Below are 12,382 nucleotides of genomic sequence, written 5' to 3'. Positions count from 1 at the left end.
CTCCAATCATATTTCTGCTATAATGAAAGAAATATAGATTCAGGTTGGAGTGACAGCTATGAAACTGACAAAATATATGATGGCACTTACCGTGTCTGCCGGCTTGCTTATTCCTTCCTTCCACACAACAGCTTTGGCTGCCGGAGATACCCAAACTGTCCAGCAAGGTGAGTATAAGAAGGACGAGCTGGTCGTGCAGTGGAAGGCTTACGTGTCCCCGGCACAACGGGCAGCCGTGTTCCAAAAGTGGAATATGCAAGAGGCTTATTATATCTCTAAAAACAATTATTCGGTTATAAAGATAAAAGGAGGCCAGAGCGTACCGGCATTGATTGCCCGCCTCGTCCAGCAGGAGCAGGTGCTGAAGGTGGAACCAAACTACAAGCTGAAGCAGATGTATGTGTTCACCGATCCATACGCAGCAAAGCAATGGCACCTTGCAAAATTGAATTTGCCAAAGGCTTGGGATGTGACAAAGGGCTCTAGCGAGATTAAGGTTGCGCTGATTGATGGCGCCGTACAGACAAATCATCCGGACCTGGCCGGCAGATTCACCGGAGCGTATGATGTTGTGTCCAAATCGGCTGTTTTGCCGGCTGCGGATGACCATGGGACGCACGTGGCCGGTATTGTCGGCGCTGCGGGGGACGGCAAGGGCATTGTCGGCATCGCGCCTGGTGTTAAGCTCATGCCCATCAACGTGTTTTATGAAGATGGCTATACATCTGCCGCAGAAGTGGCCAGCGCCATCATGTACGCGGCGGACCATGGGGCCAATGTCATTAACATGAGCCTTGGCGGCTATGAGTACAGCTCCCTGATGAATTCGGCAGTGCAATATGCGGCCTCCAAAGGTGTGGTTGTGGTGGCTGCGGCGGGCAATGAAGAAACCTCTCAGCCGATGTATCCGGCAGCGCTGTCCAATGTCATCAGTGTGAGTGCGGTAACCTCATCAGACCGTTTGGCATATTTCTCGAATTATGGCTCTACCATTGATTTTGCCGCACCTGGCGATGGAATATTCTCCACCATCGCCGGGGGAGCATATGCCAGCATGTCCGGCACGTCCATGGCAGCGCCTATGGTGTCCGGCACGGCTGCCCTTGTTCTGTCACGGAATCCGTTCCTGACTCCTTCGCAGGTGTACAGCCGCCTGAAGGCTTCCGCTTTGGACCTGGGAGCAGCGGGCCGCGATATTTACTACGGGGAAGGCCGGATTGATGCCTATAAGGCAGTGTCTCTGACACCTGCGCCTTTGACTGGCTTCACGGTGTCCACAAGTCGGCTGGTTACAGACGGCAGAAGCAGCGCTTCCATCACGTTCCAGCCATATGGCTCTATGGATGCCGCCATCTATGTGACAGATGCTGCCGGGAAGACGGTGCGTACGTTGTTCAGCAAGCATGTCACAACGGAAAAAATAGCGGCTTCCTGGGATGGAAAGCTGACTGACGGCACCTACGCCAAGCCCGGTGAATATAAGGTGAACCTGAAGGTGACAAATGGGAAACAGACGCTGACAAAGTCCAGCGCATTGACTGTGGCAGCCCCTGCGCCATCACTGAAGCTATCGGCTTCTCAGCTGTTGATGAACGGGGTCAATAAGGTTAAAATCTCCTTCCAAAAATACAGCACCATGACTGCATCCATCCTTGTGAAGGACAGCAGCGGTTCTACCGTCCGGACACTCGCGGTGCAGCCGGGCGGCACAGGCAGCGGAACGGTGTATTGGGAAGGCAAGAACAGCAGCCAGCGCTTTGTCAAACCGGGCACTTACCGTGTCTATGTAAAGATTACAGATGGAAAGCGCTCCTTCACGCAGGAGGTTCCATTGAAAGCAGTATCCAAGTAGCAGAAAAGGGGCTGACTCCGGTCAGCCCCTCAGCTTGCTGAAATATATATCTGTCAATGGACGTGCAGCGTGCCTTTTTGTTCTGTTTGTCGGATACTTTTTCGGATTTGATGGTTATTTTCTCAGATTTGATGGTTAGTTTCGCGGATTTGATGGTTATTCTTTCAGATTTGATGGATACTGCGAAAGGGTAGCATTTCTGGTGGCTGCAACCTTTTTCAACAGCATGAGGGGCTGACTCCGGTCAGCCCCTGCTTTCATTTTCACACAGCCCAGTTGCCGTTGCGGAACAGCGGCTCGCGTGTGCCATCCTCTTTCACGCCATCAATGTTCATCTCCGCAGAACCAATCATGAAGTCCACATGGGTCAGGCTCGTGTTGGCTCCGTTCTGCTCCAGCTCTTCCTTGGACATGGCTGTTCCGCCTTCCAGGTTGAAGGCATAGGCGCTGCCGATGGCCAGGTGGGCAGAAGCATTCTCGTCAAAGAGTGTGTTGTAGAAAATAATGTTTGTATCAGAGATGGGGGACTGGTGCGGCACCAGCGCCACTTCGCCCAGATAGTGCGAGCCTTCGTCTGTTTCCACCAGTGTCTTCAGTGTTTCTTCCCCGGTTTCAGCTGTATAGGCTACAATGCGTCCATTCTCGAAGGTCAGCTTGAAGTTTTCAATCAGGTTGCCGCTGTAGTTGAGCGGCTTTGTGCTGGATACATACCCGTTCACGCCGGTTTTCAGCGGCATGGTGAATACTTCTTCCGTCGGGATATTGGCTACGAACGGCGTGCCGCTTGCTGTGGCGCCGCCCCCGCCAACCCAAACATGCTGCTTTGGCAGTTCAATTGTCAGGTCTGTGCCGGGCGCGGTGTAATGCAGTGCCTGATAGCGCTTACTGTTCAAATATTGCACTTTGCTCTCCAACGCAGCGTTATGCTCCTTCCAAGCCTGGACCGGATTGTCCAGTGTAGCGCGTGTTGCCGCGAAAATGGCATTCCAGAGGCTCTCCACCTGCTGCTCCGCCGGCTGGTCAGGGAATACCTTGGCTGCCCATTCCGGTGAAGGGGCGGCAATGACTGTCCAGCTTACCTTGTTGGACTGAATGGCGGTGCGGAAGCCGGATAATGCTTGCCCCGCTGTTTTATTGAAGCTGGCAATGCGTGCGCTGTCCACACCCTTCAGCAAATCGGGGTTGGAGGCCACGATGGACAGGAAGGCAGCTCCTTCCTCAACCAGTGTATCCCGCATATGTACGACCCAGGATGGGAATTGCAGAAAAGCATCATCCGGCGCCAAATCATATTTCAAGCGCGTGACGATGTCGTCGCTCCAATCCACATACACCTGCTTGGCGCCGACTTCGTATGCGCGTTTTACTGCCAGCCTTGTCAATTCGACGGCAGCAATCGGCGAGCTGATGAACACCGTTTGACCCGGCTGCACATTGAGCCCAACCTCAACGGCGAGAGCGGCATATTTCTCTAAATGTTGCTGGAATGTCATATGTGACTCCTTCTTTCTTTACAGGATATTTCCATTGTACCGAAAAAGCCGGGAAAGTGCGATTCTCTCCACCCGATTTGGAGAAAAATGGACGTCTGCAGTCAACTGCACTCCGGTTTAAATGTATATAAAAATAAAACAGTTTTGTGTATAATGAACTGAAATAGATTAATATCTAAATAAGATAATTTATTTATATTTTCGGACAATTATCTATTGATCATGAGAAGCGCAGGAGGGTTACATGATAGCATTTTTTGCAGGCTTTTTATTTTGGTATCCGCTGCTGATGAGTTTGTTTTGGATTTCAGGCGGTATTCTGTTCTACATGAAGCGGGAACGAAAAGAGCCGCTGCCATTGACAGAAACACCGCTGGTTTCAATTCTCGTTCCGTGCCATAACGAGGAGGAGACAGTTTGGGAGACTGTGGACCATTTGCTGCAGCTGAACTACCCGAACTATGAGATTCTTCTGATTAATGATGGAAGCCATGATGTCACGGGCCGAATTGCCGAGGTCATCACCACCATGTATCCGAAGAAGGTTCGTTTTATTGATATGAAAAAGAATTCGGGTAAAGCAAACGCGCTGTACATGGGCTTTCTGGCTTCCAAGGGAGAGTATTTGGTTTGTGTGGACGCGGATGCCCTGCTGGACCGAGACGCGCTCCGGTATATGATTCCGCACTTTACAACCGCCAATAATGGTGAGCGAGTGGGGGCGGTGACCGGCAACCCGCGTGTGCGCAACCGCAGCAGTCTCTTGTCCCGGCTCCAGCTTGTGGAATATGCAAGCATCATCAGTTCGATTAAGAGAACGCAGCGCATTCTCGGCAAGGTCATGACGGTGTCGGGTGTTGTCGTGGCGTTCCGCAAGCGGGCTTTGCTGGATTGCGGCCTTTGGGACCGTGATATGATCACGGAGGATATTGCCGTGACCTGGAAGCTGCAGAAGCGCTTCTGGGACGTGCGGTACGAGCCGAATGCCCTCTGCTGGATGCTCGTGCCGGAGACGCTCCGCGGCATTTGGAAGCAGCGGGTGCGCTGGGCACAGGGCGGCCTTGAGGTGATGCTGCGCCATTGGGATATCTTCCTGGACTGGCGCCAGCGCCGATTGTATCCGATTTATATGGAGCAGGTGTTCAGCCTGCTTTGGTCGGTGCTCTGGGTTGTCTTCACGGTTCTCGCGCTGTGCAAGGCAGTGGCGACCTTTGAGTTTCTTGGGCTGTTTACACTGTATGCCTGCGTCCTTTCGGTCACCTGCATCGTGCAGTTCTTTATCGCCGTCCAATTGGACAGGCGGTATGATGAGAAGCTTGCGAGATACTATCTCTGGGCAGTCTGGTACCCGCTTGTGTATTGGTACGTGAACACATTCGTAGTGGTAAGGGCGTTGCCAAAAGCCCTTTTTAAGAAGAAGGGAGAGATGGCTGTATGGGAAAGTCCGGACCGGGGCGTGACCATGTGAGCTTGATTGTCCAGCATAAACGCCCGCTGTGGATCCGCGTAATTGAACTGGTGATTACGGCGGCGGCCTGGCTGTATCTGATTGCCACGGCTACCCTCTTGGTCAGTGCGTCGTTTGGCATTGATGCTTCCTGGAAGGATGTCGTTCTGGTTGTGTTTCATGTAGATGAGAAGGACATCCGCAACCTGGTTATTTTGCTGGGATTCTTCCTTGGCGCCGCAGCGTTGGGGCAGTGGATTTGGTCGGGCTATAATTATACGAAATACGGCAGCCTGCGAAGAAGGAAATTTCCAATCTCTGTAGAGAGCGGGGAGATCGCAGACTTCTTCTCCTTGTCTGAGGAGGAGGTCCGCCGCATGCAGGAGGAACAGGTTATTATTTTGAAGGAACGAATCTTTTAATGAAAAAAAAGCGGCCAAATCGCCGCTTTTTTTTCGTTGGTACAGGCTGCTTCTAGGCTCCTGCCCAATCCCGGACAGCCTTCCAGGAATCCTTGTCCAGCAGCACCCGCTTGATGAAGAAGCTGGGGTCGCCGGGCTTTACGATGCCGGACTGGAGCGAGAAAATGAGCTGGCTGCCCTGCTGCAGCAGGAACAAATCCGTGTCGGGGGTGCCGTAGCCATACGGATAAGCATAGTAGCGGGGCTTCTCCCCAAACAGCTTCTCATAGGCTTCCGCCGCCTTGCCGGTGTCCTGCTGGAAGCGCTGCAGATTGCCGGCTTTCAGAAACGGCGGCTTCCCGTCCTTGTCCAAATAGTGCATGTCATAGGTGTGCAAACCAATTTCGGCCAAACCGGATTTTTTCATGGCCAACAGCTGGTCCTTGCTGGCAAGCTGCAGCTGATTGTATTCTTCACCAATGTGCCCCATAATCATAAAAACAGTAAAAGGAACCTGCTCTTCCTTGAGGATCGGAAAGGCTTCCTTATATACGCTTTCATCGATATCATCAAATGTAATCATGGCGCATTTTCCCGCAATTTGCTTTTTGCCGGTCACATATGCCTTCAGCTCGTCCGCTGTCACAAATTGGACGTGGTGCTCCTTTAAGTAGCGGATTTGGGATTTAAATTCATCTGTATAAACAGAATAAACGTTTAATTCCGCATTGCCTGTCAGCTTTGCCAGTGAGTCTGTCACAATATTCGGTTCCCGGATTCGGTGGTAGTTTAACACAACGCAGCCGCTTCCCGTAAGCTGCCCCGTCTTGCCGACCGGATCACCGCCCTCAATATTCGTGCAGCCGCTTTGCCAAAGCAGGCATAGAATCAGGATGGCGCTGTAAAAAAATTTCATGCCGATCTTCCTTTCGTGCTGCCAAACAGCCTTGTGTGTAAAAAAGATGGTCTGTAACAGGAAACTGCCGAGTAAAACAAGAAAGAGGTTGTCAGGTTTATTATACAAGAAAAGTGGCAGGAAGAGGAGGCTGTATAGAGAATGCTGATAGCAAAAAAGGTATTTCTAACCAAGGAGTATACGTTTGGAAGTGGCAAGACTGTGCCGATTGAGGCCGGCTATGAGACGTATGGCACGCTGAATGCGGACCGGGACAATGTGATTCTCGTTTGCCATTACTTCAGCGCGACCAGCCACGCGGCGGGGGTGTACACGGACAAGGATGCGGCGCCCGGCTGGTGGGATGGCCTCATCGGACCCGGCAAGGCCCTTGATACAAACCGATATTTCATTGTCTGTATGGATAACTTATGCAATGTGCAGTGGAAAAATCCGATGGTGACCACAACAGGGCCGGCTTCCGTGAACAGGGAAACAGGCCGGCCGTACGGCATGGAGTTTCCCCCTTTCTCCTGCCGGGACGTGGTGGAGGTGCAAAAGCAGCTGCTGGAATCGCTGGGCATTTCCCGTTTGCATGCCGTAGTCGGCCCTTCTCTCGGCGGGATGATTGCGCTGCAGTGGGCTGTTTCGTATCCGGATCTGCTGGAGCACTGTATTGGCGTCATCACCAACGCGAAGAACCCGGCTATCACCTCCTTCCAGCTGCAGCATGCTGTCCGGGCCATCCAGCTGGACCCGAATTGGCGGGGCGGCATGTATTACGGGCGGCGCGAGCCGGAGGAAGGCTTGCGGATGGCGGCGCAGATGATGTATACGGGGGCGTTCCAGCCGGATTTTTACGAGGAGCAATTTCAGGGCCGTATAGAGCAGGATGTGTATTACTCTTCCCTGGCCCGCGCGTCCTTTGAAAAGCAGATGGACGAGGTCATTCAGAATAATGCCCGTCTTGTGGATGCGAACCACTGGCTGTATACATGCCGGGCAACCATGTATCAGGATGTGTCGCGGGGCTTCCCTTCCATGGAGGCGGCTTTGGCGCGCATTCAGGCGGATGTGCTGCTGATTTCCTGCGAGCAGGATGTGCTGCAGCCGGCCCACTACAGCAGGAAGACAGTGGAGCAGTTGCGGGCTCTCGGCAAACGGGCGGAATTCTATTCCTTCTCCAGCCCGAATGGCCATATGGCGGGCGTGCTGGACACACACCTGTTTGAGGAAGAAATTCGCAGATGTATTTCAAGACAACTTGCTTGATGGATGCCCGGATGTCTTATATACTTAAGTGGTTAAAAATGTTCAACTGTTGAACTATCTGTAGGGAGAGGAGGGGAAATGCATGGATGCAGAAAAGCTGGGGCAGCTGATCCGGCGCTACGAGGAGGTCTTCCTGTTTGCCAACCGCAAGCTGAACAGCATGCTGTCCGGGCAGCTGTCAGACGATGTGACGAGCGAACAGTATAAGATGCTGCGGCTCATCAAGCATTACGGTCCCTGCACCTCCAGCAAGCTGTCGGAAATCAACCAGGTGAACCGGAGCGCCATTACCGCCATGATTGACCGGCTCGTGGCCAAGGGATATGTAGAGCGTTTGGCAGATCCGCAGGACCGCCGTGTCACGCTGCTGGAAACCACGCCTGCGGCAGAGCGCGTGCTGCAGGAGGGGGAAGAGAAGATCCGCCAGTTCGTGGGCACGTATATGCAGGAGCTGGAGGATGCGGAGATTGAAACCTTCGTCTCTATTTACGAGAAGATATGGCGTATCATCAACCAGAAAGAGGGGAACTAGACACGATGCGGACGTTGTTGAAGCTTCGTTGGGTATTTGTGCTTCTATGGGCTGTGGCCCTCACTGTGCTGCTCATGTTCCAGCCGAACATGAGCCAGCTTGTCCGGGATAAGGGGAACATCACCGTTCCGGGCGGCTACTCCTCAATGGATGCGAAGGATATCCTGAAGCGCCATAGCACGGAGGATGCCAAAACAATAACCGGCACACTCGTCTTCCATGACAAAAAGGGCATGGATGCGGCTGATGAGGCCGAAATCAAACAGGTGATCCAAGCTTTGGAGGATAAGAAGGAAAAGCTTGGCATCATCCAAATCACTTCTTTTGCGGATAATGAAGAAATTCGCAAGCAGGTCATTTCAAAGGACAACAAGACGATTCTTGTCCCGGTTGAAATTGATCCGCAGAAGCGCAAGGTGGCGGAAATCCGCACGCAGCTCCAGGATACAATCGGAAAGACAAAGGTGGAGCATTACCTCACCGGCGAGAGCTTCATCAGTGAGGACGTAGTGGCAAGCTCCCAGGAAGGCTTGCACAAAACAGAAGTGATTACCGTTGTCTTCATTCTGCTTGTGCTTGTCATTGTGTTCCGTTCCTTGGTGGCGCCGCTCATTCCGCTGATTACCGTCGGCCTGGCGTATGCCGGAAGTGCCGCGGTTGTGGCTTACTTGGTGGATTGGTTCAACTTCCCGTTGTCCAACTTCACCCAAATTTTCATGGTGGCCATCCTCTTCGGGATCGGCACAGACTATTGCATCCTGCTGCTGAGCCGCTTTAAGGAAGAGCTGCCGAAGCATGAGACGGTCACAGATGCGATTGTGAAAACCTATCAAACAGCCGGAAAAACGGTGTTTTTCAGTGCATTGGCTGTTTTGATCGGCTTTGCTTCCATCGGGCTGTCCAAATTCTCGCTGTACCGTTCCGCAACCGGGGTTGCCATCGGTATTTTGGTCATGCTGATCGCATTTGCCACCATCGTGCCATTCTTCATGGCGGTGCTGGGGCCAAAGCTGTTCTGGCCGGCGAAAAACATTGCCGACCACAGCGACAGCAAAATTTGGGGCTTCCTTGGCTCCTTCTCCCTGACAAAGCCGTTCCGCGCTTTGCTGGTGGTGGCGGTCATCATTGTGCCGCTGTTCATCAGCTATAAAGGAAATCTTTCCTTTAACTCCTTGAACGAAATTGGAGAAGGCTACGATTCGGTAAAGGGCTTCAACACGATTGCCGACAGCTTTGGGCCGGGGGAAATCATGCCGGTGCAGGTTGTCATTGAAAGCAAAAAGAATCTGAACAACGGCGAAGGTCTTGCGGCTATTGAAAAGGTAAGTGAGGAGCTGTCCAAGGTGAACGGTGTGGCCAAGGTGCGCAGTGCCTCCCGTCCGCTTGGCGAGGAAGTGAAGGATTTCACGGTTTCCGAGCAGGCGAAGAAGCTGAGTGACGGACTTGGGCAAGGAAAAGACGGCCTCGGCCAAATCGGCAGCGGCTTGACGGAGGCGAAGAACGGCCTCGCATCCAACGCGCCGAAGCTGCAGCAAGCAGTGGATGGGGTTGGCAAGCTGGCTGACGGCACCAAGACGGTCATTGAGAACCTGAACAAGGTGCAGACGGGTCTGCAGGCCATTGCCAAAGGACTGCAGGACGGCTCTATGGGTGCCGGTGAACTGAAAAAAGGTGTTACGCAAATGCGTGAACAGATGGAAGCAGCCGGCAGCCAAACAGGTGCCATGGTCACAAGCTATCAGCAGCTGGCATCGTCTCTGCAGCAATTGAGCGGCGGCTACGGACAGATTGCCGGCGGCCTGGAGGCTATCCAAGGACCGCTGAATGCGCTGAACGGTGCGTTCACCCGCCTGGAAGCACAGCCGGGCTTCGGCACATTTGCCGCAACAGCTGATTATCAGCAAATTAAAGGCACGGCGCTTGGCGCCCAGCAGACAGTCAACAGCCTGCTGGATCCAAAGCAAGGGCTTCCGGCGCTGAATGCGGGCTTGCAGCAGGCGGCGGATGGCGTGACAGCCGGCCAGGCGCAAATTGAAGCTTCTGTCAAAGGACAGCAGCAGCTCGTCGCAGGCCTGCGCCAAATCGAAACAGGACTGGATAAGCTGGCGACCGGCTTGAACCAAGGGGCGGCCGGACAGGTGCAAATCGTGAACGGTGTGCCGCAGCTTGTGGGCGGCTTGTCCAAGATTGAAGACGGCCAGCGCCAGACAAAGGACGGCTTCGGCCAGCTCGTATCCCAGCTGCAGACGCTGACGGACGGACTTGGCAAGAGTGTGGACGGCATCCAGAAGGTGTCCGACGGCCTGACACAGGCGAAGGATTATCTGGGTAATCTGTCCACAGCGGAAAATGCCGGCTTCTATGTGCCGAGCCAAGCCTTTGAAAACAGCGAATTCCAGCAGGTATTTGACCGCTATCTGTCCAAGGACAGCAAGGTGGCGAAGTTCGATGTAATTCTCAAGTACAATCCGTACAACATGAAGTCGCTGGACACGGCAAAAACAATTAAGGGCACTGTGGAGCGCTCTCTGAAGGGCACCGGCCTTGAAGGAGCAACATACGGAGTGACCGGCGCGTCCGCGATTTCCTCGGACCTGCTGGCAGCCTCGGACCGCGACTATACGCAAACTGTTGTGTATATGCTCGTCGGCATCGGGCTCATCCTGGTGCTGCTGCTGCGCTCTCTCGTCATGCCGCTGTATCTCATCGTGTCGCTGGTGCTGTGCTTCTACAGCTCCCTGGCACTGAACGAAGTCATCTTCGTGCGGATCCTCGGCTATGATGGCCTGAACTGGACCATGCCGTTCTTCGGCTTCGTATTGCTGATGGCGCTTGGCGTGGACTACAGCATCTTCCTCATGGACCGCTTCAATGAGTACAAGGGGATGCCGGTTGCCCAGGCGATGCTGCAGGCCATGCGCAACATGGGCACAGTCATCTTCTCTGCCGTCATCATCCTTGGCGGCACCTTTGCCGCGATGTATCCGGCAGGCGTACTTTCCCTGGCACAGATTGCGACGATTGTATTGGTGGGCTTGCTGCTCTATGCGCTCGTCTTCCTGCCATTCTTCGTGCCGGCCATGGTGAAGCTGTTCGGCCGGGCCAACTGGTTCCCGTTTGACCGGAGCCAAGAGGTGTATAAGAAGGACGATGTATCAATGTAACAAAAAAAACGAGGCCCAAAGCGGGTCTCGTTTTTTTGTTATATAGAGAATAGAATGCAGCGGTCTGCCGCACGATATGGAATGAAATGGTTCACACAAGCAGAAAAATGCTGGCATCCTCCTGCGGGCCAAAGCAGAGGTGCTCATAGAACTCTTGCGGAGATACGTTGGATTGGTTCACGGCCAGCATCCATTCATATACAAATTTCGGGCCGTATACACTTTCCAGAATATGAGCCGGGCTGCAGTCCTGGAACATTTCATCCAGGTTCAATCCCTGAATCGGATCCTCCTGCAGCTGAATCATGCAGCTGCGCTGGGATGCCGCCTTCTCCAGCAGGTAATTGATGAGCTCCCATTCACTTGCCTGCAGGGGGGCATCATAATATAAAAAGTCGTCTGAAACGGAAAAATTAATTTTACGCAGCTTCATGTCAAGCAGCGCAGCCTTTTGATGATAAGCTTGAATCGTTGTGAATAATGTATCCTTCATCCTAAAGTCCCCCTGATGTCTCTTTTATTTTAAGTATGTAACAGAATAGAAAAGCTTACGTATGGTAGTTTCTTGCACGTTTCATAATCTGTATATAAAGTTTTTCATGATAATCAATCAGATGAAATACACGATGCTAGAAAATACATAAAGAAAACTATCACGACCACATTTTACCTTAACTCTTTTCATTTTGGAAGTATCTATATAATATAATTAACGAAATATATATAAAAGTGAAAGATTTTTGAACTCTGTTAAGGGGGACTTGTCGGAGAAGTCTATATGTTTAATCTTTTTGAATGCTTTGACTGATGGGATCGAGAGAAGAAATGCTGGATACAGGGGGATGGGAGTGAAGGTGATAACTTATGCAGCCTGCGGCCCTCCGGATGCACTGGAGCTTTGGAGAATGGGAAGGCTATGCCTGTAATTGCCAGAAAGTACACGCTGCCGGACGGTTGTTCATCTTGTGCGGGTCTGTGCTGTTCCTGATTGGACCCGCCATGGCAGCCATATTGGCTTACGAAGATTTGCAGAAGAAGCCCGCTGATGCCGCAGTCCATTGAATGTACAGGATATGCTCGAGCTTCCTGCTTTCGGCAATGGGCAAGAAGCTTTTTTGTGCACAAAAAAACTCCTCGTTTTCAGCGGGAGCGGACAGCTTTTGAATGAAATTGGCGGGATTGCGTGGGAATCGAACCCACCGGAGACGTCACGCGCCTCCCGAGCAGTTTTGAAGACTGTGAGGGGCACCAGCACCCCAATCAACCCCAAGGAAACAATTCCTATACTACTACAGCAATCCCCCTCCATGCAACCAACTTGAATCT

The 12,382-nt window shown here is 52.5% G+C and carries 10 protein-coding genes and 1 tRNA gene; 7 read left to right on the top strand and 4 right to left on the bottom strand.

Annotated elements, in window-relative coordinates:
• Positions 1-58 precede the first annotated feature (58 nt).
• Positions 59-1,852: a S8 family serine peptidase gene (locus tag NK662_RS05750; RefSeq protein ID WP_254757943.1), complete on the top strand. Its 1,794-nt coding sequence runs from the start codon at positions 59-61 to the stop codon at positions 1,850-1,852.
• A gap of 263 nt (positions 1,853-2,115) precedes the next feature.
• Here NK662_RS05750 and NK662_RS05745 read toward each other — a convergent pair whose 3' ends face one another.
• The gene (locus tag NK662_RS05745) at positions 2,116-3,345 is read right to left on the bottom strand and encodes an aminopeptidase (protein WP_254757942.1); all 1,230 of its coding nucleotides are present in this window, start codon (positions 3,343-3,345) and stop codon (positions 2,116-2,118) included.
• 244 nt (positions 3,346-3,589) lie between these two features.
• Between NK662_RS05745 and pgaC the strand changes: the two genes are divergently transcribed.
• A complete protein-coding gene (gene pgaC, locus NK662_RS05740) occupies positions 3,590-4,813 on the top strand; it encodes a poly-beta-1,6-N-acetyl-D-glucosamine synthase (RefSeq protein ID WP_254757941.1) in 1,224 nt (407 codons plus the stop codon).
• Positions 4,780-5,214 carry a poly-beta-1,6-N-acetyl-D-glucosamine biosynthesis protein PgaD gene (gene pgaD, locus NK662_RS05735; RefSeq protein WP_254757940.1) on the top strand — a complete coding sequence of 145 codons (435 nt, stop codon included), beginning with the start codon at positions 4,780-4,782 and terminating at the stop codon, positions 5,212-5,214. The genes pgaC and pgaD overlap by 34 nt, the downstream gene beginning before the upstream one ends.
• Positions 5,215-5,266: 52 nt before the next feature.
• Here the strand turns inward: pgaD and NK662_RS05730 are convergent, their stop codons facing one another.
• Positions 5,267-6,109, bottom strand: coding sequence for a polysaccharide deacetylase family protein (locus tag NK662_RS05730; RefSeq protein ID WP_254757939.1), 843 nt, complete (start codon positions 6,107-6,109; stop codon positions 5,267-5,269).
• Positions 6,110-6,250: 141 nt separating this feature from the next.
• Between NK662_RS05730 and NK662_RS05725 the strand changes: the two genes are divergently transcribed.
• From NK662_RS05725 to NK662_RS05715, 3 genes are all read left to right on the top strand, one after another.
• Positions 6,251-7,360 (top strand): alpha/beta fold hydrolase, encoded by a 1,110-nt coding sequence (locus NK662_RS05725; protein ID WP_254757938.1) that lies wholly within the window; start codon positions 6,251-6,253, stop codon positions 7,358-7,360.
• Positions 7,361-7,442: 82 nt separating this feature from the next.
• Positions 7,443-7,892, top strand: a complete 450-nt coding sequence (locus NK662_RS05720; RefSeq protein WP_254757937.1) for a MarR family winged helix-turn-helix transcriptional regulator — start codon at positions 7,443-7,445, stop codon at positions 7,890-7,892.
• A 5-nt stretch (positions 7,893-7,897) separates the two neighbouring features.
• The gene (locus NK662_RS05715; RefSeq protein WP_254757936.1) at positions 7,898-11,056 is read left to right on the top strand and encodes an MMPL family transporter; all 3,159 of its coding nucleotides are present in this window, start codon (positions 7,898-7,900) and stop codon (positions 11,054-11,056) included.
• A 91-nt stretch (positions 11,057-11,147) separates the two neighbouring features.
• On the opposite strand, the gene NK662_RS05710 is transcribed toward NK662_RS05715, so the two are convergent.
• Positions 11,148-11,549: a hypothetical protein gene (locus NK662_RS05710; protein ID WP_254757935.1), complete on the bottom strand. Its 402-nt coding sequence runs from the start codon at positions 11,547-11,549 to the stop codon at positions 11,148-11,150.
• 371 nt (positions 11,550-11,920) lie between these two features.
• Here NK662_RS05710 and NK662_RS05705 point away from each other — a divergent pair, with 371 nt between their 5' ends.
• A complete protein-coding gene (locus NK662_RS05705; protein WP_254757934.1) occupies positions 11,921-12,118 on the top strand; it encodes a hypothetical protein in 198 nt (65 codons plus the stop codon).
• A 109-nt stretch (positions 12,119-12,227) separates the two neighbouring features.
• Here the strand turns inward: NK662_RS05705 and NK662_RS05700 are convergent.
• A tRNA-Sec gene (locus NK662_RS05700) sits at positions 12,228-12,324 on the bottom strand.
• Between the last annotated feature and the right edge of the window lie 58 nt (positions 12,325-12,382).

This window comes from Ectobacillus ponti (genome assembly GCF_024294785.1).
Lineage (GTDB): Bacteria > Bacillota > Bacilli > Bacillales > Bacillaceae_G > Ectobacillus > Ectobacillus ponti.
This window is presented reverse-complemented; position numbering and strand designations above follow the sequence as displayed.